Genomic DNA, 25259 nt, shown 5'->3' on the forward strand with positions numbered 1-25259 from the left:
TTTCCGTCTATTGGTCGTATTGATTTAAATGATAGGTTTCAATTACACGAATGATTTTCTCTGCATAATCCGGATCTGTGGCATAACCAGCTTCTTGCAATGCTTTGGCAGCTGTTTTGTAGTCTGTTGCCGACAAAACATTTACATAGAGCGCTGGATTCCAGTCTACGCCATTGACAAAGAGCATCGTGTGGTCATCCATGGACTCTTCCCACGAATCATAGACTCGAAAATCGCCTTGGATCGTTACCCACTGCTCATTATAAAACTCTTGGGTATCTAATGTCACTTTTTTACTATGTCCAAATGCTTTGATTCCAAAAAGATTATTGTATTCACTAGCTAGTGTACTTTTGCCCCAATCAGACTCCAAGATGGCTTGCCCTAAAATAATGCTCGGTAAAATACCGTACCCCTTTTGCAATTCCTGTGCATGAGGTGCAATGCGATCAATAAATTCTTGCTGAGTCATTTCTTCACTATCCTCTTGTTTCGGCAAGGGATCGGCTAAACTGTTCATTGAAAAAATAAAAGCAAGTCCAATCAAGAGGATACCTAAAAAGACAAACGGCAGTCGAGTCTTCGTTGTTTTGCGTCGTTTACTCATTTTCTTCCTCCTGTTCTTTTACTTGCTCTAGAAATTCTTCCAGAGTCAGTTGATGTTTTTCAATATATGTAGCAGTTTCTACACCAACATAGCGTAAATGCCAAGGTTCATAATCGATCTGAGTAATGGCCTGCTTTCCTTCTGGGTAACGAATGATAAAGCCGTATTCCCGGGCATGCGCTTGCAGCCACTTGCCGCCATCTGTCTCACCAAATCGGTGGTCCAATACGGTTTCTGGATAAGAATCATACCATTGTCGATCAACTACGTCTACGGCTAAACCCGTATGGTGTTCACTGTAACCTGGTTCTGTCATCGTTCGTTTGGTTGTTTCGATTGCCTTCTCTTTGCTTTGTCCTTGACTCATCAGCATCGTGACATTCTGATCAAAAACAGCCTTTTGCGAGGCGATGGAGCGAAAGGCGGAGATCATCACTAAAGGATGACCAGCTTTTTCTGCGGCAGCTTTTAATTTTTCATAGTCAGAAACGATTCGTTTGTCCACGAGATAGCCATTGGTTAATTTTGCTAATCCCCCCGTATCGATTTCAGTTCCTTTATTCAGGGGGCCCACTAAAACAAGCGCCCAATCATCTAAAGATATTTTGGGAAAATCTTTACTCTTCTGAGAGACTCTTGCTTGTTCTTTTTCACTGCTAGACGCCACTGTCTGACTACTTGCGATTGTTTCGCTGCTCGCTGAATGTTCCTGCTGCAGACTAGCTACCAAACTAATTAATAGAAAGCCAGCAGCAGCTAAGATACCTAAATATTTTTTCAAAAAAACCCTACCTTTAATTATATGTCTCTTCTAAATTCTCTTTGACCCATGCCAACAACTCAATTTTCTCATTCTTGATTTGTTGTTGGACAAAAGCAGGCAGACGGAAGTTCAAAATGTCGTCATAGCCCCATTCATCATACGTAATACTGACTCTTAAATCAAGGTATTGGGTACTTTCTTCAGATTGTGTTAATAATTCCACTTTTGCCAAATCATTTGAAAGCCACGTGCGTGCAATCTGTGTCTTCATTTTCTTGAATTCAGCTACCGCACTTGTTCTCTTTTCGGGATAGATCACCGTTTGACGAACAATTTTTTGAATCAGCATCCATTCATAATCAGAGAACAGCAATTTGATTTTCTGATTTTCAGCAGGTGTCAAACTCGCTGTCCCATTTTTCCAAGCCTCCCATTGTTCTCGATCGATTCCAAGCTGCGTTTCATAGAAACGAGCTTCCGTAGAATATTGTTCAATAACTGTACTTAAAATAATTGCAATAGACACGTTATGCATCATACATCCCTCCTGTATCTATTTTACTGAAAGCTGGACATAAATGGAACTTTTAACTTTGGCTTTGCAATATTTTTAAGATTCACTAAGTTTTGTTATACTAAAAACGAAGGAGCTGATAGAAAATGAAAAAATATCGTTGGGGCATAATTGGCCTTGGAGACATCGCCACACAATTTGCCGCTGGATTTGCAAGCGATGCTAGCGATTTGTACGGTGTCTGTGCCCGCCGTTACTCAAAAGTCAAAGCATTTGCGGAACGTTTCTCGATTCCTCAGGCTTATGAATCTGCTGAAGCAATGTTGGCTGATCCATCGATCGATATCGTCTATATTGCGGTACCAAATGATATCCACCATCACTACATCATGGCAGCACTGGCAGCAGGGAAACACGTTCTTTGCGAAAAAGCGATCACTACAAGTGGCGATGAACTTGCTGAAGAACTGGCCTTAGCCAAAGAAAAAGGATTGGTTTTAGAAGAGGCGATGACCATCTACAACATGCCGCTTTATCACCGTCTAAAAGAAATCGTAGCCTCTGGCAAACTAGGAAAATTAAAAATGATTCAAGCACCTTTTGGCAGTTACAAGGATCCTGATCCTCAAAATCGTTTTTTCAATCCTGATTTAGGCGGCGGTGCACTGCTTGACATTGGTACTTATGCCGTCTCTTTTGCCCGCTTTTTCATGAGTGAGTCACCAAAGGTAGAATTCAGCAGCATGAAGCCTTTTGAAACCGGCGTTGACGAACAATCCGTGACGATTTTGCGTAACCCAGCTGATGAAATGGCCAGTGTGACCCTAACTTTCCAAGCTAAAATGCCAAAAACAGGAATCGTTGCTTTTGAAGAAGGCTATATCACAGTCGAAGAATATCCGCGGGCTGATAAAGCAACCATCCACTATCGTGATGGCTCCAATGAGTTTATTGAAACAGGCGATACGACCCAAGCACTAAATTACGAAATCGCCAATATGATTAAAACTATTGAAGGGACTTCTAAAGGATCGATCCATCTAACAAGCGACGTCATTGCCGTCTTAGACCAGATGCAACAATTTTGGAAGCAAACAAAATAAAACAATTGACTGCCCAGCGAATCAAATCGCTGGGCAGTCGTATTCTTTCCTTTTCTTAATGATCCCGTTCAGCAAATTCGGCTTTGATTTCAATAAAACGTTTAAACGACTGCAAAAATTGAAACAATTGCGCGCGATTTTCAAACTCCTCGCGATTTCTAGGCAGCGGTTTTTGTCGATAATCTTGATACAACTCTTCGATCCTTAGCAAAAGGTCTTCGCCGTCGTTAGCTTCATCAAATGTTTCTGCGGTATACAGCAGCAAGGCACGAAATTTCTCTGTATAAACTTCTTCTACCCAAATGGATCGCAAGAGACCAATCATTTCTGTCAACAAACGAACTTGCGCACGCCGCATCGCAAAATACGCTTCATAGTAACTATTCTTTTGGCTCCATTGGTTTTCTTGATGAACCTGTGCTTTTTCTTGTCCTTGTCGAATCTTTGCCAATAATGATTGACATTGCCCTTGCAAGGTCAATCGAGAAGGTTGATTTAAGTGTTCAGACATATCTTTTAAAAGTCTTTTAAACGTCTTTTCTGTTTCTTGCTGCAATTCTTTCAGTTCTTTTTCTCCATCTGGCATATAAAGATTAAATACTAATGCAAAGCCAACTCCGAGAATCATGAGCAAGAATTCATTGACGATCAAGCGCCAAGCAAAGGATTCTTCCAGTAAATAGTGCGTTACTAAGACTGAATTGACCACGATGCCATCTGTCAATGAAAAACGGACAGCCATTGGGATGAACAAAAACAAAAAGAGCACAAACCCTAATGGATTATATCCGAGAAGCGAAAAACTGCAAAATGCCAGAATTGTCGCCAGTGCCAGTGAGATCAAGCGTCCAATGCCCGTATAAAGCGATGTTTTCTTTGTGTTGCCTACGCTCAAAATCGCAATGATCCCTGCGGCTGGCGCATATAATAACCCAATCGCTTGAGCCACTGCCATCGATAAACCCGAAGCAATCGCTGTCTTGACTGTTCTCATTCCAATTTTCATTCTGCACCTCCTTTCAAAGTATACTAAACAAAAAAGGATTTCACTAGAATTTATCGGTTATTTTGGTTATGATTAAAGAAAAGGAGGAAATCGATCATGCAATTTGGCCGCTTTCGTCTAGGGATGCGAACGATAAAAACCGCAATTGCTGTCATGTTGTGTATCTTGCTGTTTCGATTTTTGAATCGCGGACAGCCTTTGATCGCTGCCCTTTCCGCTGTCTTCTCACTACGTCAAGATTTAACAACGACCCTTTCTTTTGGGAAATCACGAGTTTTAGGAAATTCGATTGGTGGGGCTACTGCCATCATCTACTTCTTCATGAAACAATATTTCCACAATGATTTTTTGATCGAGTTATTGGTGCTCCCTGCTTTAGTGGCCTTCATTATCGTTCTTTCGGATGGGATCAATAATAATTCCGGTATTATTTCTGGGATTGCTACGATGTTATTGATCACTCTTAGTGTTCCACAAGGAGAGTCTTTTATTTTTGCATTAGATCGCGTGTTAGACACTTTTATTGGTACGCTGATTGCGATCTTCATCAATTTTGTCTTGAGGCCTCCCGAAAAAGAAAAACAAGCAGAAATCAAAGAAGACTTGGTTGTATTGAAGGAAAGAGAAACGGAATTGAAAACTATGCTGGAAGATGTTCAAGAAGAAATCTCCAAGCAGCAAGAACAAAAATAAACGCCCTCTCACTACTTAGCTTTTTACGTATCAAGACAGCTTGTGAGGAAGGCGTTTTTGCTGTTTTCTTTTGTTGGGCAAGAAAAATTTGATCTACCTTCCAGCTATTGATGAAAATCGATAAAACAATTAAACGTTTTTACAAAAAAAGCACAGATCACCAATTGGCGATCTGTGTCTTTTTTCTGCTTAAGCTTCGTACCGGCAAACACCATCTAAAAATGTCGCTTGCAGATTCATTTGAGGGTCCAACACGATAAAGTCAGCTGCCCGACCTTTCTTGATCATGCCGCATTTGTCGTCGATTTTACAACTGATTGCTGGCACTAGACTTGCCATCATGATTGCTTCTTGCGGGGTAGCAATCTCCCACTCAACAACATTTTTGATGGCTTCTTTTAATTTCAAAATACTTCCGGCCAAGTTTCCTTCTTTTAGACGAGCTGTTCCATCTTTTACGACAACAGGGAATTCTCCAAGAATATAATCTCCATCCGGCATACCTCCTGCCATCATACAGTCGGTGATCAAAGCAACATGGTCATGCCCGGCTTTTTCCATCAAGATCTCAGCCGCTTGCGGATGAACATGATGTCCATCACAGATCAATTCAGAGAATACTTCTTTTAATGATAGCAATGCTCCTACCATCCCTGGTTCACGGTGATTTAGTCCTCTCATTCCGTTATAGGCATGAACAAAAACACTGGCTCCTGCTTCAACAGCAGCTTCAGCTTCCTGTAAAGTCCCATTACTATGACCTAAGGCAACCACAACACCTTCTTCTGTCACTTGAGACACAAAATCGGTAACGCCTTTACGTTCAGGAGCTAAGGCAATTTTTTTGATAATCCCACCAGAAGCTTCCTGCCATTCGTGGAATGTATCGATGTCTGGATCACCAAAATAGATTGGATTTTGAGCGCCTTTGTGTTCTTCAGTAAAGAAAGGTCCTTCAAAATAAATCCCTTGGATTTTCGCACCGGTAACAGAATCTTTCACTTGTCCGACAGTTTCTGCTACATCTCTTAGACGTTCTTTGCTGGAAGTCAATGTCGTCGGCAAGAAAGAAGTTACACCACAAGACAATAAGCCTTCTGACATAGCTTTCATCCCTTCTGCATCGTTGTCCATGACATCGTGGTTCATGAACCCATGGATATGGGTATCTACGAGTCCTGGAGCTATCCATTGCCCAGAATAATCAGTTACTTCCGCATCTTCCGGTACTTCATTGACGATATCGCCAAATTTGCCGTCAATGATCTCCAGATAACCTGCCCCATGAACAGCTGACTTCAAAAAGAATTTGTCCGCATAAATATATGTTTTCATCTTGATCGCTCCTTATTTCTTTTCTTCCTTAAAATTACTCTTATTTGAGTAAGAAGTCAAGAAAGGTCTACACCATTTCTCGATAAATTTCGAATATCGACGACCGCTTGATAAAGAGCAAAACTTTCATCGGCTGCTTGCTGATTGTCAAGAGCGACAAAGACATGGCCTTTCAGTTCAAATAATTCTTCTAAAAAATAGAAACTGTTCTTTTCTCTGGCAAGATCGATACCTTCTTCTAGAATTTGTAAAGCAGTGGTGAATTCTTCTTGTTTCGCTAAAAAAACTGCATAGTTGTAGAATACTTTGGTCAAGGTTGTGGTCATCCGTTCTGCCGGCAGCACTTGCACCCCATGGTAACTTTTTTCTAGATGAAAACGTGCTTCTTCTAATTGCTGCATATCATTATACACTCGCCCCATACAACTTAAGAGTCGAATCTCCATCACAGAGATATTGATTTTATCTTGCTGATAAGAGTAGGATAAGCCTTTTTTAAGGCTTTCAATCGCTGCTTCATAATCTTGGAACAAGAAATATTCGCAACTCCCTAAAAAGTAATAGTACATTTGCATGTCTGCGTCCAAATATAGATAGTCCATGATCGTTTTATCCTGCAGTTTGGTCAATAACTCTTGGTACTCTTTATGAACAAAATGGCTTTCCATTTGAGCGAACACTTGATTCGTTCGATTGATCTCTTCAGCATGGAGCATCATTACTTGATCTAAGGTAACGCCTAATCGTTGACAGATTTGATGCATGACCAATACATTCGGTAATTCTTCATTATTTTCGATCCGGCTCAAAACACTTTGTGAACAGATATCTTCTGCCAACATCTTTTGTGTCATCTTGCGCTTTTTGCGGAACGTGCGAATGATTTGGCCAAAGGATTCTTGTGAATTTGCCATGACTCTCCTCCAACTTTTTCAACATTAAAAAAAATGCGAATTCGCATTTTTAATTTTCTTCATTTTAGCACATAATAGCAAAAAGGAAAGCAATTCAAACAATATCTTGGTATTTTTTAACAATTTAAAACGAGGTGTTTCTATGACGATTAACAGCACCATTACCTTCACTTGGGAAGGCAAGGTCTATGCAGGAAAAGTCGAAAGAGAATATGAAAATTCGGTTCTTGTGCAAGTGACAGACCCTAGCGAAGAAATGCTGGAAAAATTCAATGATCGAATGATCATCAGTAAAAAAAAATGTCAGCAGACTGCTGACTAAGCATATGCAATAAGCGCTATGATTTTAAGATATTCGATCAATCAAAAAAACGAGCAGTTGGATCTGGTCCGATGCCTTGCTACAAGGTACAGGATAAGGAGCCAACTGTTCGTTTTTTTTACTATTGTTCATTCCTACTATTGCTTACTTATTTTTGCTGATAAGTGGCTAAAAACTCCCGCATCTTTTCGGTCGTTGCTTTCAAATCATCCATATTCGGTAAATAAACGATTCGGAAATGATCTGGTTCTTGCCAATTAAATCCGCCCCCGTGCACTAATAGCACATGGTGCTCATGCAGAAAATCCAACACAAACTGTTCATCATTCTTAATATTGAAGCGTTTGACATCGATCTTAGGGAAAATATAAAATGCCGCTTTAGGTTTAACAGCTGATAAACCAGGAATGTCATTCAATGCTTGATAAATATACTCTCTTTGCTCATAGATCCTTCCTCCTGGAAGCAGCAGTTCATCCGAACTTTGATAGCCACCTAACGCCGTCTGAATGATCTGCTGAGAAAGAACATTTGAACAAAGCCTCATAGAGGAAAGCATATTCAAGCCCTCAATATAATCTTTAACGTTTCTCTTATCCCCGCTAAGGACCATCCAGCCAACCCGGAATCCGGCTACACGATGTGATTTAGACAATCCACCAAGAGTCACAACAAAGCGATCCGGAGCTAATGTAGCGATTGGGACGTGAACATAATCATCCATCACTAACCGATCATAAATTTCGTCAGAAAAAATAATCAAGTCATGGTCGCGAGCCACATCAACAATTTGCTGCAATACTTCTTTTGGATAGACAGCACCTGTAGGATTATTAGGGTTGATGATCACGATGGCTTTCGTTTTACTTGTGATTTTTGAACGAATATCTTCAATATCTGGGTTCCAGTCAGATTGTTCATCGCAAATGTAGTGTACAGGTTTTCCACCAGCTAAAGAGATCGATGCCGTCCATAAAGGATAATCAGGCATCGGCACCAACACTTCATCACCATTATTACATAGCCCTTGCATACACATGGTGATCAGTTCTGATACACCATTTCCGGTATAAATATCATTGATCGTCACATTTGGAAACTTTTGTAATTGATAATATTGCTCGATGGCTTTGCGGGCTGAAAAAATCCCTTTAGAATCAGAGTAGCCTTCAGACTCCCGCACATTCATAATCAAGTCACGGACGATCTCATTTGGCGCTTCAAAACCAAATGGTGCCGGATTACCTGTATTCAATTTCAAGATGCTGATGCCTTCTTCTTGCATCCGTTCTGCTTCTTCTAGGACTGGTCCCCGGACATCATAACTTACGCCTTCTAGTTTTGATGACTTTTCAAATTTTCTCATTCGAATTCTCCTTTGACAGTAGAATCAATGCAAATTACCTTGGTTCTAGTGATATTCTTTTTTAAAAGATTGCATTTATTATAGCAAAAAGTTTAGAAAAAAAACGGTCAAATTGACAGAACTTTACGACTTTTAAATAAATTCTTTTCTAAAAGAAACGAATGAACGCTCTTTTATTGCCTAGCCGTTCATTCGTTTTTGTTCAGTCATTCTCTGGAAAGAATTTTAAATAGCGTTCAGCTAATGCGAGATGGCCAATTGAAAATTCTGTAAAACCAGCTTCAATAAAGCGTTGCGGCAGCTGAGGATCACTGATTTCGATTAAATAGACTTGTTCTTGAAGATCGATTGTCAATGTTGTTAATTCGGGAAATGAAACCAAAAACTCTGGATCTTTTGCTTTTAAATAAATTGGTTCATCTACTAAAGAATTCTTTCCCAGGTATTCATGGATAATCTTGCCATCTTTCAAAAACAAAACGCGATCTGCATAACTATCCAAATTGGTCAAAATATGGGAAGCAATCAGGATCGATTTCTTTTTCTCCCGCAACCCTTTTAAAACGTTAGAAATCAATTCCACATTGGTCGGATCCAACCCATTCATGACTTCGTCCATCAACATATAGGGCGTGTCTGTCACGATCTGCATCGCAAAACACAGTCTTTGACGCATCCCCAACGAATAGGTTCCAACCGGCCGCTTGATATAGTCAGTCATTCTTAATTGATTCACGGTTTGATCAATCAGCGCTTCCTCTGATCGCCACATTCGTTGATAAAGTTTTAAATGTTCTAATCCGCTGAGATCATTATATAGATCGTTCTGATCAGGGAAAAAAGAGATTTTCTGGTGAGCTGCCATTTCTGACTTCTTGGACGTGTAAAGCTGTGTTTGATCGAGAAAGATCTCCCCACTAGTCGGCTGAACAAAATTCATCAATACATTGAGTAGTGTTGATTTTCCAGTACCGTTCGGCGCCACTAAGCCGACGATTTCTCCAGGATGAAAGGCCATCGTTAAATCATCCAAAACATTTCGTTTAAATGTCACAGTTACGTTTTTCATTGCTAACATTTCCAAACCTCCTAAACAAGCTTAAATTGCTTCTGCTGTACACGAACAAAAAGACCGATCTCGATCAGCAGCCACACTACACCAAAAAGCAGCAGTCCTTTCGCAAGGACAAACTCAGAGGACCCAAAATAAAAACGGCTGAATCCTGAAAGGATCTGACCATAATTTTGATACAAATAGGCATCATTTGATTTATCCAAGAATGCACTAAACCAGCGTCTCTGAAAAATAAGTGGACTAATCAAGCCAAAACCAGCAAGAAAGAGATTGGCTAATTCTGAGCGCCAAAGTGTGCTCAGCAAAAGAATGCCTCGGATATAGATCAATTGCAGCACGATTCCTACCCCCATACACTGAAGTAAGAAAACTCCAACAGGACGTGTATAAAAAACATCGGCAGAAGAAATAGGATAACGGGCATCAAAGGATGAAGACAAGATACTGACGGGTAGGTCCAATGAGCCAAAGCCGAATTGGCAGCCGACACCGATCCAAATCAAAACGAGTGTACTGATCATCATCAGTGTTGACACAATAAACAGTGCCGCTGTCTTCGCCCAAAGAATCTCATCTACCGTCACCGGCAAAGATAAGAATAAGCTTTTGTGTCGACGATCCTTGGTCAGACTATCGATTGCCAAAAAGATCGTCACGCCAAGAAAGAGAAACGGCAAGTAATTCGTAAATGCCCGCTGAACAGATTGGATACCCGTTTTTTGTTCCAACACATACTTGGAAAGCTTTTTGTTTGGTAATTGGCTGGCACTTTCCATCCATTTTGCAGTGGAGGCATAGCCGTATTTCCCATCATAAGCCGCATAATAGTTCTGATAAGTATAATAGTCAGGCGTGAAGAAAATTGTTTCATCATCGGTATATTGGAGACTCAGCTGATACCATTGGCTCGTTGCTTTGGCATACTTTTGCCAATCATTGGCAGCTAGGGAAGTTAATCGTAAGCTATCTGCTTGATTCCATGGCTCGAACATCGCTACTGCCATGGCGGCGGACCAATGATCTGAGGGATTTTCTGCTTGTTCATCCAAAAAGGATTGTCTAGTCAAATACCGCTGTTCAATTTCATTTTTGTCTATTCGCTCAATTGGCCGATAGGTGCGATCACGAAAACTGTATACGCCAGCAACGATTACTAACAAGCACCATAGCCCGATCGTTTTTTTACTTTTGATTAATTGCTGTAGTTCAAAGAGAAAATAATTTTTCATTATATGACTCCTTTCGCTAGCCAGTTTTTCTTATCTGCGATCAACAAGAAGGCGACCGCTCCCACCCCCCATAAGAAAAGAAGGATGAAAGCTGTCCCTAACCCGACTGTCGATTGCGATCTGACTGCAAACTCACCTGTGAGGATCTTTTGCAAATCAAAAACAGCAAAAGGGGAATATTTACTGAATGGTGTACTAGCTATTGTACCGAGACCATAGCAAAGACAAAGGAGAAAAAAAGAAACATAGCGATTTGGAATCAAAACATTGGCCACAAAGCCCAGTAATTCTGTCACAATAATCAAACTTGTCAAAAGCACGAGTACCAATAGAAAGTATTGCCAGAAAGGTACGGCATGCCAAGTATGATGATAATAGACAGCCGTTGGATAGTGCCAATCCCCCCATCGTCCGATCACCGACATGGCCGCAGTGATTCCTAGAAGCAACAGGCTGATCGTTGCCAGATGACCAATCATCTTTACCCCGACTTTACTGATCATCCTTATAGGGAAGACTTGTGGATAGGAATGGATCAGAGAAAAATGGCGCTTTTCTTCCAGCAAATTATCGCTAGCAAAAAATGCCAGGAATAAAAAGCCAAATCCCAATAACACTTGAATAGTCAACGCAACAGCAGTCTGCGCATTGTCAACAGTAAGAAAAGGAGCTTTTTCCTGTTCTTCTAATTGCGCTGCTACCACTTTATTTTGCTGCAATTGCCAGATCGATGGTAAAAAGGCTTTATCTGGTAAAGCGGTTTCCCATAATTGCAGCTGAATTGTTGCAATCTCTTCACTGGTCCGATTGAAACGAGGAAATTCTTCCATGATTAGATTCGAGGCTTGCCGATTAGATAATGTGTTGTTTGCCAGCAGCAGTTGATAGGTTTCTTGCTTGTCCTGAGATTCATTTGGATAATTCTGATAATTGTCTACAAGCCGTAATGCTTGCGCTTTTTGCATAGTGATTTCTGCCTGTACATTCACTGGTTCCATGAATGTAAGATAAAAAGCGAGCCCCACACCAATCAAGAACGCTGCCATCATCGTAAACAAAAAACGGCGCTGCCGAATCGATTTAGCCAGCAGATTTTTAAAGTAGTTCATTTATCAATCTCCTTAAAGCTCCAAAGTTATTTTCTCATTATACCAGATTCTGCCACTTAAATATTTTTTTTCAATAAAAAGCGAGAAAAATGCCCTTTTATAAATCCCTAAAATAGCATTGACAAACGTGAAGATAATCGGTAACATGTTTTTTAGACGTGATGGCTGCAATCAGCTGTCAGTCTACAAAAACAATAAGCAGACGTGGTGGAACGGCAGACACGCACGCTTGAGGGGCGTGTGAGCTTAGCTCGTGTGGGTTCAAATCCCATCGTCTGCATCGTACCGGCAAATTACTTCGGTAATTTGCTTTTTTTGTATTTCCAGTTCAATTAGTTGTATGCAATTGTTATTTATAAATCTATGACAAAAACACAACTAGGACGAAATTGCCGTCCTAGTTATGTGGTTTTGTCATTTTCGGTTATACTGTTTCTAAGTATTTCTTCTATTTGTCTATACGTTGAGTCAAACACATAGAAGATTGCATGGAAATTCTATCTTGATCAAAGGAGCGAGAACATGTCTGATGAACGATGGCTGCAATTGAGGAGACGCCGAAAAATCGAATTGTATCTTTGCTTGATCGTGGTTATGCCGATGGTCTACGGATTATGGTTCAATCTAATTTTTCTTATCAGATATACGACTTTACTTTTTTGCATTGCAGTACTCACGGCTCTCTATGAGTTGCTCAAACTTCTCTATGATAAAAGAAACCAAAAAAAAGAAACTAGAGTCAGCAAATAATTGCTTTTCATTTAGACCGTCGTTAGTCAGGTCTCACTAATTAACAGCACTCGATTGACCAGTAAAAAAGAATGAACTTGTCTATAAAAAGACACAGACAACCGAGCTGTTTTGGTTTAAACATTGTTTAGTAAATACGTGCAGGACACTTTCTTGATCCTTTAGTATTTTTACACCATTCTCATCGATCTCCCCCTTAACATATACGTACGAATAAAATCATAAAAAAGGAGAAATAAGATGAAAAAAATCTGTTTCGTTTTGACTGCAAGTAATGGGCTCAGTTATACCACATTGTCACCAGCGTTCTTTTTTGCAGATTATTCTGAGCTTAAGAATTATTTCGCCAATGATTATGATGTCTCAATCAATTATTTCCGCGATAAAGACCAAGTGGATTATTTGGTTGTACCTGATCCATTTGTCCCGTTTGACAACGAAAATGATCTGCCGATCATCAATGTCCCAGCCAACTATTTTGTTACAAAAGACTATGAACAAATAAAAAACACACTAGCTGCGTTTTTTATTAACAATCCCTAACTATCCCAGTACAATAGCTACGGCTTTGAGCCAATCAATCGATTACAGGAGTTCATATTGAAAAATCAAATAAAGCTACATTATTACCCAAAAGTTTGGGCATCTTTACTCTATTTACTACTGATTTTTTTGGCACTATTTGCCTATTTATCAAAATATCTAGATATAACCTTTTTTACAGCGATTTACCCCGACTTTTATTTACACATTTCCAATTTCTCTATTAGCTTGATCATTGGTCTGCTAGGGTATTTTTTGTTATTGATGGGCGTCAAATTCACCTATACTCTCGGATTGACTATTTTCTTGCTGATTGCCAATTTATTAAGCGAAACGGTATTAGGCGTTATGAATACCCCCGATCCCCTAGACATGTTTTTTGGATTTGTTGGTACCCTGATTGCTGCTGTTCTACTGTGGGTGATCTCTAAATTTGGTCTCAAACTTGCAGCCGAAGAATCTCAGTAACTTTCTGCTTATGAATCTTTGGAAAAATAATTTGGTAACGAGACGCTTACTTGCTCTTTATCAAGCAAAAGGGGTTATTTTGACAACTAATGGCAGAATCAGCCTGTAAAAAGCAGCTTCTGCTCACTGACAGACGCTCGATCCATGCGCATGACGAAAGCTCTTTGCTCCTCAATTCTTTATGAGAAATTTTTTCAGATCTGTTTTCAGATTTCGATCACTAAAGTTAACGACCTAACGACCTACACTAGCAGCTACGCTGCTTTTTTGTTACTCTCTCTATCTTTCATGCGATTGAATAGGCATTTTAAAACTTATACTTATGATATAGTAATAAAAAAGAGACTAGGAGTTGATCGTATTGGATCCTTTTGAATCTGTTGCTGCAAGACTGACCGACTTGAACATTTCCTTTGAAGTGATCGAACACCCGCCTGCAAGTACAACTGCGGAAGCAGACAGCTTTATTGCTGGAATTGATGGGGTTCGAACAAAATCGATGTTTTTAACCAATAAAAAAAAGACCGCCTATTATCTCCTAATAATGGACGATCAAAAACGGCTTGATCTAAATCTGCTCAAAGAAATCACTGGTGAATCACGAGTCAAATTAGCTTCTCCTGATCTTTTGTGGAAAAAAATGCACTTACCACCTGGCGTTGTCTCCATATTTGGGCTCTTAAACAATCCAGAGCGAGATATTCAGATTTTCTTTGAGCGCGAAATCACTAAAAAACCACGAATGAGTTTCCATCCTAATACAAATACCAAGACGATCTTCCTTGCTACCAAGGATGTATTCAACTTTTTAACGGTCAATGGCTTTTCTTATCAGATCATAGATATCTCCTGATTTTCATGGGGTTGTGCTGGAATCAGTCCGCACAGCCCTGATACTTTTTACTGGCATCTATTTTGTCAAACCCGCCAGTCACCCCTCATCAATGTGCACAAAACTTGCTGCCCGGCAAACTATCATCTAAAAGGTATTTTTTGCTTCACATCCGCAACTGACTTTCAAAAACAAAAAAGGACCCGCTGGCGGGTCCCCGCTTATTTTTTTGTCATTGATACTTTCATTAATTGATGTTTCCAGACGGATTGGACGCCATATAATCCAATCGCAAGAATACCAATCAATGCCAAGTAAGCAAATTTCGCCATTGGATCGATGCCATAATTAGTCATAAATGGGTCTTGAACAAATAGTACCAGCAAACTAGTTAAAATCAATGAAACCCATAGCGTATTCATCAGATGCCACCATTTCATGTTCCTGCACTCCTTTTTTGATATGCCAAGTATCTCATAAAGCCGATCTTTCCCCATCCGTCTTTAGACTGAAACTGCTATCAAGGATTCAAAAACATCAAAAGCTATCATTTTTACCTAGTATTCCATTTTGACTTGGATACCATTTGGATCCAATAAAGCCAAACGCCTACTTGATTCAAGAGTAAAGGATACATTTTCCTTCTCAAGATGCGTGAGCAATGACTCAAAGGCTTCTTTGTCTGGGAGCACAAAGGTATAATAAGCCAATCCTAGATCATTGTCTGCCATAGGAGTCACACCTTTGCCCATCCAAGTATTCGAGCCAATATGGTGATGATAATCTCCTGCCGCAAAAAATTTTGCTTGGTTCCCAAAATTATTTTTTAAGCTCAGTCCTACGACTTGGGTATAAAAAGTTTCTGTCTGGGCTAAATCAGCAACTTTTAAATGAACATGTCCCACAATAGTACCTGTGGGGAAACTTGATTGTTGGCTGTCTGCTGCTGCGACAACCCCCTCTGCATCCATTTCTTTTGTAATTCCAACAATTTCGCCATCTTCTCGAATATCCCATTCAGATTTTGGTTTATCACGATACACTTCAATCCCATTCCCCTCGGGATCTGTTAAGTACAATGCTTCGCTGTAGCCATGATCACTGGCGCCATCGATCGGTGCATTGCTTTGCAAATAATGGATCAGTGTATTGCCTAAATCTTTGCGAGTCGGCAAAAGGAAAGCGACATGAAACAGTCCTGTTTTCCTTGTGAGAGGCAATGGATTTTCGACTTTGATCAATTCAAGCAGTATTTTCTCTGTCGTACCTAAGCGAGCTGTCTGCTGATTTTTTTCGATCAATGATAGTCCGATCACTTGAGTATAAAAAGCAATCATTTTTTCTAAGTTGGCTACTTTTAAGACAACTTTCCCAATTTGAGTCTGTTCATGAAGTTGAAATTCTGGAATAATCACCGTCATTGTTTCTGCTCCTTTTCTCATCTCGAATGGATGACTTGTTACTTTAATAATAACACTAACTTAAAGTAAGTAAAGAGATTTGCTTGACTAGCAGAATTCTTCATTTTTTGCCAAAACACGCATCCTTCTCCCAAAGCGATCGGTGGCTGTCTCAATTTGTTGATAGCCCAATTTTTCATACAAACCTGTCAGCTGAGTGACAATATAGATCGTATCAAAACCGATCTGATGCAAGCGCCGTTCTGCAGCAGATACCAATTGCTGACTAAGATGATTGCCGCGATAGCTGGGAGCAACATACACGGTCGCAATAAAAGGAGCGACTTGAAGAGGGACAATATCCTCTTTGACGATCGTACAAAATCCAGCTAATTGATTGTGGGCAACAGCCACAAAAACGCCTTCCCAGTCGTTATAGCTTCTCTGACGCATCTTATTTGCTACAAATGTAGCAGCTTTCCAATCGACGCTGGCAATTTGATCCGCATAAGCCAACCAGTTTGGTTGATCTTTTTGCAAAAATTTAATTTCCATTTCAAAAACCCTTCCTTATTGAAATTAAGCAGCATTCGCATTATTTTACCACTTTCGGCTTGATAATTGTTTATTCGGAAACCCCTTTTGGCGTAGTTGGCTTCTCTAATATAATAAGTTCTTATAAAGCACAGACGATATAAAACGGCTGGCAAGCCCCCTCTAGGCTGCCAGCCGTTTTTATATCTGATTTACTTTCTGATCCATCAATACGCTTCATTGTAGATTCAGAACTGTTGATTGTTATTGAGTATGGTGGTCCAGAGTGGTTTGTTCTATGAACTAAAATTTTAAAACACCGTACTTTCACCATGTTTTCTCTCACCAAATTCCCAAATATCGATTGCTCCACCTGCATAGCCCTCAGCGATCAATGTTTCTAGAAAACTTTCTGGCTGCAAATAATGACTGCTACTGCGTAATTCTTCTTTGTCAATAGAAAAACTGCCTCCATGAGAGTGGTTGAAAAGAACAAAAGGCACTAGCTTTTTCTCATAAGGATAGGCAAAAATAAGCCGACACTGGTTCTTGTTAATTGAGTTCTAACAAAAACTTTTCGAGACAATCGTTTTCTCATAAAAGAACTTTCTTACAAGAACTATTGGTTCCTTTCTATGAAATGATCCAAACCTTTGCAACGTTTGCCGCTGTTTCACGAAAAATCACCATGAAGCACGAGAGGCTTACCATTTTCTTGGGAACGGTCAACTTCAATCCCCTGGCTATTCTCGATATGGAAGGCATGTTCAACATCGACTAATTCTAAACGGTCAAAATGAACATTTTTAGCACAGCCAATATAGAATCCTTGACTGGTCATCTCTTCCATTCCAGTCATCATAGCTGGTTTTCCGGGTATGGGCTCTTTTGCCATGGAAATTGCTACTTCATGAAACGAGATATCTGAAATGAATTGTTCAGATAAACCATAAATAAAACCAGCAGCAGCATGAACATTTCGCGCGGAGATATTGGCAAAATGAATTCTCCTAAACTGAGGAGTCTCCTCAGAGATTGGGTAAGGATTTTTATCCCAAACATACTTTTCTTTTCCTTTGGGACCACAAAAATAATACAAATTCAGCGTAAATGGGCAAATCACATTGTCCATAATTAGGTTGTTCACTCGAATATCCTCAATAACCCCGCCGCGTCCTCTACGAGATTTCAAACGAATGCCGCGATCGGTGTCTTGGAATATACAATTTGAGATGGTCACATTGCGAATATCTCCGCTCATTTCGCTTCCTAAAACGACCCCACCATGACCATGGAGCATTTGACAGTTGCTGATCGTGATATTTTCACAGGAAACGCGTTCTTTTGTCTCTTCTGTTCCTGATTTAATGGCAATACAATCATCCCCTACATCGATCAAACAATTGCTGATACGAACATTTTTGCAAGACTCCGGATCAATGCCATCAGTATTTGGCGAGTCTGCAGGATTTTTGATCTTAATATTATCCACAGTGATGTCTTGGCATAAGATTGGATTGACTGTCCAGCTAGGAGAATTAACCAAACTAACATCTCGCAATGTGATTTGCTGACAGGAATCAAAACTGATCAGTTTTGGTCGCGGATATTCTAACTGCTCTGGATGATTGCGAAAGACATCCCACCATTTCTGACCTTGACCATCTATCGTGCCAAAACCTGTGATTGCAATATTTTCGGCACCGTCGGCATAGATACAAGAAGCATAGACTTCCCGTTTCACCCCTTCCCAACGCGAAACCACCACTGGATACTCTTTGGGATCATCCGAGAATCGAAGAACAGCTCCCGGTTGTAGATGGAGTTCAACATTACTTTTTAACATCAGTGAACCTGTTGGATACACACCCGAGGCAAACATCAGCCTCCCTCCTCCTGCCTGATGAAGCTGATCGATATACCCTTGGATTGTTGCTGTCACTGACTTTTCATTTAAATAATCGTTGATGTCAATACTAATTTCCATTCTTTTCCCCTTCCTTCTTTAAAGGTTCTATTAAAAGGCTAGTTTGCACAGCTGTGCAAATCCTTTAAAGCGATCTGAATTTTTTGATCGAGATTTCCTTTGACTTGCTGAACGAAATTTTGCTGATTTTGGACCAATGTTTTCTGAATATCCTTATACGTGCGATGATAAATGAAACTTCCAAACCCTATTATTAAAACGTTTCCAATTATAGAAAATGGAAGGAAAATGTTATAAAAAAGGTTGAATGTTTCTGAATAGCCCCTACCCTTTTCATGGGATTCCTCCTGTAATTACTGACAAAATCATTTCTTAAGATATGTCCATTCTAGCATAAAAAAATTCACATGAACACAGGTCTATAGAAAAAAGTTAACGTGTGCATTATTGATATATTGACATTCCTCTCTTTAGGATATATGCTAAAACCAATGAGAAAGTCGAGGGATACATATGGTCACTATCAAAGATATTGCAAAAATCGCAGGCGTCTCCCATACCACGGTTTCAAGAGCGTTAAATGACAGTCCACTAATCAAGCCAGCCACAAAAAAGAAAATTGGTGACATTGCGCGTTCTTTAAATTATACGCCGAATGTCAATGCCAAAAGTCTAGTCAATCAGAAGTCGTATATTATTGGCCTTTACTTTTCTAATTTATCGGCAGGTACATCGGATCGCTTTTTGGTTGAAGTGATCAAGGGGATCAATACCACCCTACCGCCAGAGTATCGCTTAGCGGTCCACGATATGACGACCCTCACCAGTCCAGTTGAGGACTTGCCAAGGATGGATGGCATCATCGTTATGAGTCAAAGCGATCAAGATGACACTTTCATCGAAGAAATCAGTCACTTAGATTTGCCGGTGGTCGTTCTCAATCGGCAAATTGATAAGCCATCATTTTTAAATGTCACAAGCAATGATGCGCAAGGCGTTTATCAAGCCATAGACTACGCGATTCAGTTAGGCTATAAAAAAGTTGCGATCATTGAAGGCAAGCCAACTTTTCGTTCCAGTATAGAGCGTAAGAAAGGTTTCATGCGGGCTCTTACTGAGCACGGGCTAGCGTTTCCAACAGAATACGCTGTCACTGGAGACTATTCTATCGAGAGCGGTCGAAAATGTGCCAAACAATTACTGGAACTTGCAGAGCCGCCAGAAGTGATTTTCTGTTCCAACGATGACATGGCCATTGGCGCAATCAACACTTGTCTTGAATATGGCCTTGCAATCCCTGCCGATATCGCCATTATTGGATTTGACAATGTCCCGTTTTCAAAATATACGAATCCCCCGTTGACAACCATTAGCAAGCCCGTTTTTGAAATGAGTCAGCTTGGGGCACAACTGCTTCTAGATTCAATCAACGGCTCTGTTTCACAAAAACAATACCTTTTAGATACAGAACTAACAATCAGAGATTCCCTCTAGCATTCGCTTCTTGAATGCTTTTGGCTGTTGCCAAAAATGTTAACGTGTGCAAAAATGGCAGACGTTCATTATAAATCAATGAATATTGGAGGTTACAATGAAAAAAATAACTGAAATGACTCATCCTACTCGCAAGTCGGAAAAAGTGATTCAATTCGGCGAAGGAGACTTTATGCGAGGCTTTTTTAACTGGCAGCTACAGCAGATGAATAAGCAAGGTCTCTTCAATGGCAGCGCTGTAGTAGTCCAACCAATTCAACAAGGTCTAGGATCTCTATTGGCGGAGCAGAATCATTTGTATACGGTAATTTTAGAAGGATTAGCAGACGGCCGTCCTGTCCAAACCTCTGAGATCATCACGACGATTAGCCGCGTATTGAATCCCTATGAACAATGGCAGGATTATTTAGCTCTAGCTGAAATTGATGACTTGGACATCATTGTTTCCAATACGACTGAAGCAGGAATTGCCTTTGATCCTCAAGATAAATGGACAGATATGCCGCCAAAAAGTTTTCCGGCTAAATTAACTGCGCTGCTCTATCAACGATACCAAGCGAATAAATCAGGTTACACGATCATTCCCTGTGAGTTGATCGATCGAAATGGAGAAAAATTAAAAGCGTGTATCCAACAATATTGCTCACTGTGGCAACTAGAGGACAGCTTTCATACTTGGTTAGAAAATGAAAACACTTTCTGCTGTAGTTTAGTCGATCGAATCGTTCCTGGTTACCCCCAATCAAAAGCAGAGAAGTTGAATCAATTACACGGGTATGAGGACCGTTTGATGGTCACTGCCGAACCATTCATGTTGTGGGTGATCGAAGACCCATCGCATACCGTATCTCAGAAACTTCCATTGCCAGCTGCGAGTTTGAATGTAATCTTTACTGAAGACCTAACCCCCTATCGTGAACGGAAGGTGCATCTTTTGAATGGCCCTCATACAGCCATGGTCCCTCTGGCCCTTCTAGCTGGTTTGGCAACGGTTGAAGAGGTGATGCTTGATCCTGATTTTACATGCTTCATTGATGAGCTATTCAATGAAGAACTGATTCCTATGCTAGACCTGCCGCAAGAAGAATTGATCCAGTATGCGGAACAGATCAAAGAACGGTTTAAAAATCCTTATGTTCATCATCAACTGCAGTCGATCGCCTTGAATAGCGTCTCAAAATTTAAAGCACGTCTCTTGCCGTTGTTGCTCCGTCATCATCAGCAACAGTTACTGCCGCCAAGAATCATTGCATCATTAGCCGGACTGATTTACTTGTATTTAACGACCGATTGTCAAGACGATGAAGCTGTGCTAGCTCTCTTTGAAAAGGCACGGGCCCTCGACTCTTCTGAACAAGTCAGTTTTATTCTAGGACAAGAAAAGTTATGGGGAGTGGACTTGAGCGTGTTCAACAAAGAAGTTTCACAAATGGTAGTGCTACTTTCAAACAAGGGTTCTCGACACCTCGTTGACTCATTAAAAAATGAGCCGACTCAAAAAAAGGCGGAATGATTATGACAGAAATAAAAAACAAAACCGATTTTCTCAAATTGCATCCAAAAGACAATGTTGCGGTTGCTCTGCATGCAATCACGAAAGAGACACAGCTTACATTTGAAGGGCGATCCTATAGTTTTACAGAGGAGATTCCTCAAGGTCACAAGATCGCACTTATTGATTTGAATAAAGGCGATCACGTCATCAAGTATGGTTACCCTATTGGTCATCTTTTGTCCGATGTAAAAGCTGGACAGTGGCTACATACTCACAATGTCAAGACCAATCTTTCAGGAACGCTGGCTTATACCTATGAGCCGAACCTACAACCAGTAGTGTATCCAAAAAGTCAATTGACTTTTAAAGGCTACCGGAGAAAAAATGGCAAAGTCGGGATTCGTAATGATTTGTATGTCGTACCCACAGTGGGCTGTATCAATGGAATCGCTGAGATCATCGTCGAAAATTTCAAACAAAGTCATCCCGACTTAGGAACCTTTGACTCGGTCACGATTCTCAAACATCCTTATGGGTGTTCGCAATTAGGGCAAGATCACCAAAACACCCGGCAAATTTTGATTGATGCTGTGCAACACCCAAATGCTGGTGGAGTGCTCGTTTTCGGACTCGGATGTGAGAACAATACGGTCGCTGAATTTAAAGAAAAGCTAGGTGATTATGACACAGATCGTGTCAAATTCTTAGTCGCTCAAGAAAGCCAAGATGAAATCGAAGCGGGTGAAGCATTATTGCACGAATTGCTGCAAGCTACCAAAGACGACCGGCGGGAAGATGTGCCTTTAAGTGAATTAAAAGTTGGCTTAAAATGCGGCGGCTCAGATGGATTTTCTGGTATCACTGCCAACCCGTTATTAGGAGCATTTTCAGATTTCTTGGTTTCTCAAGGTGGCAGCACTGTGTTGACGGAAGTACCGGAAATGTTTGGTGCCGAGCAAGTATTGATGTCTCGTGCCAAAGACCAAGCAACTTTTGAAAAGATTCTTCATCTGATCAATGACTTTAAAGATTATTTTCTTTCGTATGGCGAACCTGTTTATGAGAATCCTTCTCCAGGCAATAAAGCGGGTGGAATCACCACATTGGAAGATAAGTCTTTAGGCTGCACGCAAAAATCCGGCACCTCTGCGGTCGTCGACGTCTTGAAATACGGAGATAAAATCCGCGAAAGCGGTCTCAGTCTTCTTGAAGGACCTGGTAATGACCTAGTGGCTGCTTCTGCTCTCGCTTCGGCTGATTGTCAGTTGGTCTTATTTACGACAGGACGAGGAACCCCCTTTGGTGCGTTTGTCCCTACGATGAAAGTTGCCACCAACCAAGAATTATTCGAGAAGAAACCCCATTGGATGGATTTCAATGCAGGTCGGTTATTATATGAACCAATGGAAGACGTTCTCGCTGATTTTATTCAAGCGATCATTGCGGTCGCTAGTGGGACCAAAACCCGTAATGAAGCAAATAATGTTCGAGAAATCGCCATCTTCAAGAATGGTGTCACTTTATAAACGAAGAAAAGAGGAAGCCAATGTTTTTAAATGATGATTTTTTACTAACGAATGACTTTGCCAAAGATTTGTATCATCAATACGCCAAGAAAATGCCTATCATTGACTACCACTGCCATTTAGATCCCCAAGAGATTTATGATGATCATCCTTTCCGAAATATCACCGAAGCTTGGTTGGCCGGTGACCACTACAAATGGCGGTTGATGCGGGCATGTGGAGTAGATGAATCGTTGATTACTGGCGAAGCAGCGGATTATGACAAATTTATTGCTTGGTGCCAGACAGTTCCTAAAATTATCGGCAACCCCCTTTACGTCTGGACCCACTTGGAGTTAAAACGTTTCTTTGGTGTCGATCTTATGATTAATGAAGAAAACGCGCCAGAAATCTGGCAAATCGTCAACCAAAAATTGCAATCAAAGACCTTTAGCAGAAGAGAAATCATCGCCAACAGCAATGTGCAACTCATTTGTACTACCGATGATCCGACAGATTCACTAGCATTTCATCGCAAATTGGCTAACGAAGAAAGCCGCTTTCGGGTATTACCAACCTTTCGTCCTGATAAAGCCTTAAATATCCAACAAAGTGGGTTTAACCACTATATCGATCAATTGGCAACAGTTGTTGGCCACAGGATCGATAGCTATGAAGACTTGTTAACAGCACTTGACTGCCGAATTACTTTTTTTCACCAAATGAATTGTCGCTTATCCGATCACGCATTGGATCACTTGCATTTCCTAGAAAACAGCGTGTCTCCTCAAGCTATCTTTGAAAAAGCGAGAAATCAGGAAATCATTACAGAAGCAGAAGCAGCAGTCTATCGCTCTGCCCTCTTGCTTCATTTATTTGAACAATATCACAACCATGGCTGGACAATACAACTGCATCTTCATGCTTATAGAAACTGCAACACGAATATGCTCAATCAATTGGGACCTGACACAGGTTATGACGGCATCAACGATCAGCCGATCACTAGCCCACTTCAAGCATTACTGGATGCTGCGGAGAGGAAAGAGGCTCTTCCGCAAACGATTTTGTATTCATTGAATCCAAATGATTATGATGTGCTGGTAGCGCTGATGGGCTGTTATCAAAAAGAAGGCAACAACAAACTTCAACTCGGTTCTGGCTGGTGGTACAACGATACCCGTGCCGGCATGCGTCGGCAATTGACGAAGTTTGCAGATGGTAGCGTGTTAACAAATTTTGTTGGTATGCTGACTGATTCCCGTAGTTTTCTTTCGTATACCAGACATGAATATTTCCGAAGAGTTTTTTGTGAATGGTTGGGAGAACTCATTCTTCGCGGCGAAGCACCAAGTGATACCAGACAGTTAAAAGAATTTGTTGAAGGCATCTGTTACCAAAATGCAGCGGATTATTTTGATTTTTAGAGGTGGATGATGATTAAACTAATTATTGCCGGTGATTCAACTGCTGCAACTAAAATGACTGACAAGCGTTCTGAAACTGGCTGGGGTGAAAAATACCAACCTTCCTCTCCCCAGAGGTTACGGTCATTAATTTAGCTATGAATGGACGTTCAACCAAAAGCTTCATTCAAGAAAAACGCCTCTTAGCAGCCGACGAGCAGCTTATACCCGGAGACTATTTCTTGATTCGGTTTGGCCACAACGACCAGAAAACAGATCCTGAACGAGGAACGACGCCAAAAGAACATCAAGAAAATTTAACACAGTTTATTGCTGTTGCACAAAAAAGCAAGCAAATCCAGTTTTACTGACTTCTATCACTCGCTTGAAGTTCCATCAGCATAATGACTTGGATCCCCTAACCGTGGGACCTTATCCAGAAGCTATGAGAGATTTTGCTGCTGCCTTTGAGATTCCTTGTCTGGATATATTCACGATGACGCAAAACTATTTTTCCACATTTGCAACTAGGCAAGCTCGCCAGTATTTTTTGCATCTTTCAAAAAACGAATATCCGAATTATCCCGAAGGTATCAGTGACAATACTCACTTGAATGATCAAGGGGCTTTAATCGTTGCTCGCTTGATTTGTCAAGCAATCAAAGAAGCGAATCTTTCTCTCAGCAGTGAGATATTGCTGTAATTCGGTTAGAATTCTTTGTTTACCAATCAACAACAAGCAACGTGTTTCCACAGGGAGAAAAACACGTTGCTTGTTTATTTCAGCTATGTGAATGCCGCAGCCTTAGTGAATTAAGGGCTTGTTTCTTACTTTGTTTTATTATGAAAAAAGGTTGAACTTTACGGAT

The 25259-nt window shown here is 40.5% G+C and carries 27 protein-coding genes and 1 tRNA gene; 13 read left to right on the forward strand and 15 right to left on the reverse strand.

Annotation, left to right across the window (positions count from 1 at the left end; translation table 11 throughout):
- Positions 1-7: 7 nt before the first annotated feature.
- Genes ACTFWY_RS00485 through ACTFWY_RS00495 form a run of 3 tightly spaced genes read right to left on the reverse strand, consistent with a single transcriptional unit; the run spans position 8 to position 1905 of the window.
- Positions 8-607, reverse strand: coding sequence for a glycoside hydrolase family 73 protein (locus tag ACTFWY_RS00485; protein ID WP_003127188.1), 600 nt, complete (start codon positions 605-607; stop codon positions 8-10).
- Positions 600-1388: a M15 family metallopeptidase gene (locus ACTFWY_RS00490; protein WP_156247350.1), complete on the reverse strand. Its 789-nt coding sequence runs from the start codon at positions 1386-1388 to the stop codon at positions 600-602. Before ACTFWY_RS00490 ends, ACTFWY_RS00485 begins: the two co-directional genes overlap by 8 nt.
- Before the next feature lie 13 nt (positions 1389-1401).
- The gene (locus tag ACTFWY_RS00495) at positions 1402-1905 is read right to left on the reverse strand and encodes a hypothetical protein (RefSeq protein WP_034704725.1); all 504 of its coding nucleotides are present in this window, start codon (positions 1903-1905) and stop codon (positions 1402-1404) included.
- A 125-nt stretch (positions 1906-2030) separates the two neighbouring features.
- On the opposite strand from ACTFWY_RS00495, the gene ACTFWY_RS00500 reads away from it, so the two are divergent.
- Complete coding sequence (locus ACTFWY_RS00500; protein WP_103300053.1) at positions 2031-2987, forward strand: Gfo/Idh/MocA family protein; 957 nt, start codon at positions 2031-2033, stop codon at positions 2985-2987.
- Between the two features lie 55 nt (positions 2988-3042).
- Here the strand turns inward: ACTFWY_RS00500 and ACTFWY_RS00505 are convergent, their stop codons facing one another.
- Positions 3043-3993 (reverse strand): aromatic acid exporter family protein, encoded by a 951-nt coding sequence (locus ACTFWY_RS00505; protein WP_005472481.1) that lies wholly within the window; start codon positions 3991-3993, stop codon positions 3043-3045.
- A gap of 96 nt (positions 3994-4089) precedes the next feature.
- On the opposite strand from ACTFWY_RS00505, the gene ACTFWY_RS00510 reads away from it, so the two are divergent.
- Positions 4090-4686 carry an FUSC family protein gene (locus ACTFWY_RS00510; protein ID WP_003127183.1) on the forward strand — a complete coding sequence of 199 codons (597 nt, stop codon included), beginning with the start codon at positions 4090-4092 and terminating at the stop codon, positions 4684-4686.
- Positions 4687-4875: 189 nt separating this feature from the next.
- Here ACTFWY_RS00510 and nagA read toward each other — a convergent pair whose 3' ends face one another.
- Together nagA and ACTFWY_RS00520 are read right to left on the reverse strand one after the other, a co-directional pair.
- Positions 4876-6021, reverse strand: coding sequence for an N-acetylglucosamine-6-phosphate deacetylase (gene nagA / locus ACTFWY_RS00515; protein ID WP_311810667.1), 1146 nt, complete (start codon positions 6019-6021; stop codon positions 4876-4878).
- Between the two features lie 56 nt (positions 6022-6077).
- Positions 6078-6935: a helix-turn-helix transcriptional regulator gene (locus tag ACTFWY_RS00520; protein ID WP_311810668.1), complete on the reverse strand. Its 858-nt coding sequence runs from the start codon at positions 6933-6935 to the stop codon at positions 6078-6080.
- Between the two features lie 142 nt (positions 6936-7077).
- Between ACTFWY_RS00520 and ACTFWY_RS00525 the strand changes: the two genes are divergently transcribed.
- Positions 7078-7257 (forward strand): DUF2187 domain-containing protein, encoded by a 180-nt coding sequence (locus tag ACTFWY_RS00525; RefSeq protein WP_003127178.1) that lies wholly within the window; start codon positions 7078-7080, stop codon positions 7255-7257.
- Between the two features lie 148 nt (positions 7258-7405).
- Here ACTFWY_RS00525 and ACTFWY_RS00530 read toward each other — a convergent pair whose 3' ends face one another.
- The 4 genes from ACTFWY_RS00530 to ACTFWY_RS00545 all read right to left on the reverse strand — a co-directional run bounded on the left by ACTFWY_RS00530 (position 7406) and on the right by ACTFWY_RS00545 (position 12036).
- Positions 7406-8623 (reverse strand): pyridoxal phosphate-dependent aminotransferase, encoded by a 1218-nt coding sequence (locus tag ACTFWY_RS00530; RefSeq protein ID WP_003127177.1) that lies wholly within the window; start codon positions 8621-8623, stop codon positions 7406-7408.
- A 202-nt stretch (positions 8624-8825) separates the two neighbouring features.
- The gene (locus tag ACTFWY_RS00535; protein ID WP_311810669.1) at positions 8826-9701 is read right to left on the reverse strand and encodes an ABC transporter ATP-binding protein; all 876 of its coding nucleotides are present in this window, start codon (positions 9699-9701) and stop codon (positions 8826-8828) included.
- Positions 9702-9712: 11 nt separating this feature from the next.
- Complete coding sequence (locus tag ACTFWY_RS00540; protein WP_103300051.1) at positions 9713-10927, reverse strand: ABC transporter permease; 1215 nt, start codon at positions 10925-10927, stop codon at positions 9713-9715.
- Positions 10927-12036: a hypothetical protein gene (locus ACTFWY_RS00545; RefSeq protein ID WP_060814171.1), complete on the reverse strand. Its 1110-nt coding sequence runs from the start codon at positions 12034-12036 to the stop codon at positions 10927-10929. Before ACTFWY_RS00545 ends, ACTFWY_RS00540 begins: the two co-directional genes overlap by 1 nt.
- 198 nt (positions 12037-12234) lie before the next feature.
- On the opposite strand from ACTFWY_RS00545, the gene ACTFWY_RS00550 reads away from it, so the two are divergent.
- From ACTFWY_RS00550 to ACTFWY_RS00565, 4 genes are all read left to right on the forward strand, one after another.
- Positions 12235-12316, forward strand: a tRNA-Leu gene (locus ACTFWY_RS00550).
- Between the two features lie 710 nt (positions 12317-13026).
- Positions 13027-13329: a hypothetical protein gene (locus ACTFWY_RS00555; RefSeq protein WP_060814173.1), complete on the forward strand. Its 303-nt coding sequence runs from the start codon at positions 13027-13029 to the stop codon at positions 13327-13329.
- 57 nt (positions 13330-13386) lie between these two features.
- A complete protein-coding gene (locus ACTFWY_RS00560) occupies positions 13387-13797 on the forward strand; it encodes a hypothetical protein (protein ID WP_311810670.1) in 411 nt (136 codons plus the stop codon).
- Positions 13798-14158: 361 nt separating this feature from the next.
- Entirely contained in the window at positions 14159-14650 is a 492-nt protein-coding gene (locus ACTFWY_RS00565; protein WP_060814174.1) for a prolyl-tRNA synthetase associated domain-containing protein, read from the forward strand.
- Between the two features lie 200 nt (positions 14651-14850).
- Here ACTFWY_RS00565 and ACTFWY_RS00570 read toward each other — a convergent pair whose 3' ends face one another.
- From ACTFWY_RS00570 to ACTFWY_RS00590, 5 genes are all read right to left on the reverse strand, one after another.
- The gene (locus ACTFWY_RS00570) at positions 14851-15069 is read right to left on the reverse strand and encodes a hypothetical protein (protein WP_005472469.1); all 219 of its coding nucleotides are present in this window, start codon (positions 15067-15069) and stop codon (positions 14851-14853) included.
- Positions 15070-15186: 117 nt separating this feature from the next.
- Positions 15187-16050 carry a VOC family protein gene (locus tag ACTFWY_RS00575; protein ID WP_113849842.1) on the reverse strand — a complete coding sequence of 288 codons (864 nt, stop codon included), beginning with the start codon at positions 16048-16050 and terminating at the stop codon, positions 15187-15189.
- 87 nt (positions 16051-16137) lie between these two features.
- On the reverse strand, positions 16138-16584 hold the full coding sequence (locus ACTFWY_RS00580; RefSeq protein WP_113849843.1) for a GNAT family N-acetyltransferase: 447 nt from the start codon (positions 16582-16584) through the stop codon (positions 16138-16140).
- A gap of 290 nt (positions 16585-16874) precedes the next feature.
- Positions 16875-17066, reverse strand: a complete 192-nt coding sequence (locus tag ACTFWY_RS00585) for a hypothetical protein (RefSeq protein ID WP_138371793.1) — start codon at positions 17064-17066, stop codon at positions 16875-16877.
- A 170-nt stretch (positions 17067-17236) separates the two neighbouring features.
- Positions 17237-18550: a glycoside hydrolase family 28 protein gene (locus ACTFWY_RS00590; RefSeq protein WP_081131354.1), complete on the reverse strand. Its 1314-nt coding sequence runs from the start codon at positions 18548-18550 to the stop codon at positions 17237-17239.
- Between the two features lie 453 nt (positions 18551-19003).
- On the opposite strand from ACTFWY_RS00590, the gene ACTFWY_RS00595 reads away from it, so the two are divergent.
- The 6 genes from ACTFWY_RS00595 (at position 19004) to ACTFWY_RS00620 (ending at position 25093) form a co-directional block, all read left to right on the forward strand.
- The gene (locus tag ACTFWY_RS00595) at positions 19004-19984 is read left to right on the forward strand and encodes a LacI family DNA-binding transcriptional regulator (RefSeq protein WP_113849845.1); all 981 of its coding nucleotides are present in this window, start codon (positions 19004-19006) and stop codon (positions 19982-19984) included.
- A gap of 97 nt (positions 19985-20081) precedes the next feature.
- Positions 20082-21497, forward strand: coding sequence for a tagaturonate reductase (locus ACTFWY_RS00600; protein WP_311810671.1), 1416 nt, complete (start codon positions 20082-20084; stop codon positions 21495-21497).
- 2 nt (positions 21498-21499) lie between these two features.
- The gene (locus tag ACTFWY_RS00605) at positions 21500-23005 is read left to right on the forward strand and encodes a UxaA family hydrolase (protein ID WP_147735611.1); all 1506 of its coding nucleotides are present in this window, start codon (positions 21500-21502) and stop codon (positions 23003-23005) included.
- 20 nt (positions 23006-23025) lie between these two features.
- Positions 23026-24411 carry a glucuronate isomerase gene (gene uxaC / locus ACTFWY_RS00610; protein WP_311810672.1) on the forward strand — a complete coding sequence of 462 codons (1386 nt, stop codon included), beginning with the start codon at positions 23026-23028 and terminating at the stop codon, positions 24409-24411.
- A gap of 137 nt (positions 24412-24548) precedes the next feature.
- Positions 24549-24761 (forward strand): hypothetical protein, encoded by a 213-nt coding sequence (locus ACTFWY_RS00615; protein ID WP_225585945.1) that lies wholly within the window; start codon positions 24549-24551, stop codon positions 24759-24761.
- A 53-nt stretch (positions 24762-24814) separates the two neighbouring features.
- The gene (locus tag ACTFWY_RS00620) at positions 24815-25093 is read left to right on the forward strand and encodes a rhamnogalacturonan acetylesterase (RefSeq protein ID WP_021151001.1); all 279 of its coding nucleotides are present in this window, start codon (positions 24815-24817) and stop codon (positions 25091-25093) included.
- Positions 25094-25259 lie beyond the last annotated feature (166 nt).

It is taken from the genome of Enterococcus sp. 125944 (assembly GCF_051909435.1).
GTDB classification, from domain to species: domain Bacteria; phylum Bacillota; class Bacilli; order Lactobacillales; family Enterococcaceae; genus Enterococcus_D; species Enterococcus_D gallinarum.

Excerpts from the sequence above, each read along its gene's own strand:
- ACTFWY_RS00545 (WP_060814171.1), bottom strand. The coding sequence starts at position 12,036 with ATGAACTACTTTAAAAATCTGCTGGCTAAATCGATTCGGCAGCGCCGT.
- ACTFWY_RS00595 (WP_113849845.1), top strand. The coding sequence starts at position 19,004 with ATGGTCACTATCAAAGATATTGCAAAAATCGCAGGCGTCTCCCATACC.
- ACTFWY_RS00510 (WP_003127183.1), top strand. The coding sequence starts at position 4,090 with ATGCAATTTGGCCGCTTTCGTCTAGGGATGCGAACGATAAAAACCGCA.
- ACTFWY_RS00570 (WP_005472469.1), bottom strand. The coding sequence starts at position 15,069 with ATGAAATGGTGGCATCTGATGAATACGCTATGGGTTTCATTGATTTTA.
- ACTFWY_RS00580 (WP_113849843.1), bottom strand. The coding sequence starts at position 16,584 with ATGGAAATTAAATTTTTGCAAAAAGATCAACCAAACTGGTTGGCTTAT.
- ACTFWY_RS00485 (WP_003127188.1), bottom strand. The coding sequence starts at position 607 with ATGAGTAAACGACGCAAAACAACGAAGACTCGACTGCCGTTTGTCTTT.
- ACTFWY_RS00615 (WP_225585945.1), top strand. The coding sequence starts at position 24,549 with ATGAATGGACGTTCAACCAAAAGCTTCATTCAAGAAAAACGCCTCTTA.
- ACTFWY_RS00530 (WP_003127177.1), bottom strand. The coding sequence starts at position 8,623 with ATGAGAAAATTTGAAAAGTCATCAAAACTAGAAGGCGTAAGTTATGAT.
- ACTFWY_RS00520 (WP_311810668.1), bottom strand. The coding sequence starts at position 6,935 with ATGGCAAATTCACAAGAATCCTTTGGCCAAATCATTCGCACGTTCCGC.
- ACTFWY_RS00540 (WP_103300051.1), bottom strand. The coding sequence starts at position 10,927 with ATGAAAAATTATTTTCTCTTTGAACTACAGCAATTAATCAAAAGTAAA.
- ACTFWY_RS00605 (WP_147735611.1), top strand. The coding sequence starts at position 21,500 with ATGACAGAAATAAAAAACAAAACCGATTTTCTCAAATTGCATCCAAAA.
- ACTFWY_RS00495 (WP_034704725.1), bottom strand. The coding sequence starts at position 1,905 with ATGCATAACGTGTCTATTGCAATTATTTTAAGTACAGTTATTGAACAA.
- ACTFWY_RS00555 (WP_060814173.1), top strand. The coding sequence starts at position 13,027 with ATGAAAAAAATCTGTTTCGTTTTGACTGCAAGTAATGGGCTCAGTTAT.
- ACTFWY_RS00535 (WP_311810669.1), bottom strand. The coding sequence starts at position 9,701 with ATGTTAGCAATGAAAAACGTAACTGTGACATTTAAACGAAATGTTTTG.
- ACTFWY_RS00575 (WP_113849842.1), bottom strand. The coding sequence starts at position 16,050 with ATGACGGTGATTATTCCAGAATTTCAACTTCATGAACAGACTCAAATT.
- ACTFWY_RS00500 (WP_103300053.1), top strand. The coding sequence starts at position 2,031 with ATGAAAAAATATCGTTGGGGCATAATTGGCCTTGGAGACATCGCCACA.
- nagA (WP_311810667.1), bottom strand. The coding sequence starts at position 6,021 with ATGAAAACATATATTTATGCGGACAAATTCTTTTTGAAGTCAGCTGTT.
- ACTFWY_RS00525 (WP_003127178.1), top strand. The coding sequence starts at position 7,078 with ATGACGATTAACAGCACCATTACCTTCACTTGGGAAGGCAAGGTCTAT.
- uxaC (WP_311810672.1), top strand. The coding sequence starts at position 23,026 with ATGTTTTTAAATGATGATTTTTTACTAACGAATGACTTTGCCAAAGAT.
- ACTFWY_RS00505 (WP_005472481.1), bottom strand. The coding sequence starts at position 3,993 with ATGAAAATTGGAATGAGAACAGTCAAGACAGCGATTGCTTCGGGTTTA.
- ACTFWY_RS00590 (WP_081131354.1), bottom strand. The coding sequence starts at position 18,550 with ATGGAAATTAGTATTGACATCAACGATTATTTAAATGAAAAGTCAGTG.
- ACTFWY_RS00600 (WP_311810671.1), top strand. The coding sequence starts at position 20,082 with ATGAAAAAAATAACTGAAATGACTCATCCTACTCGCAAGTCGGAAAAA.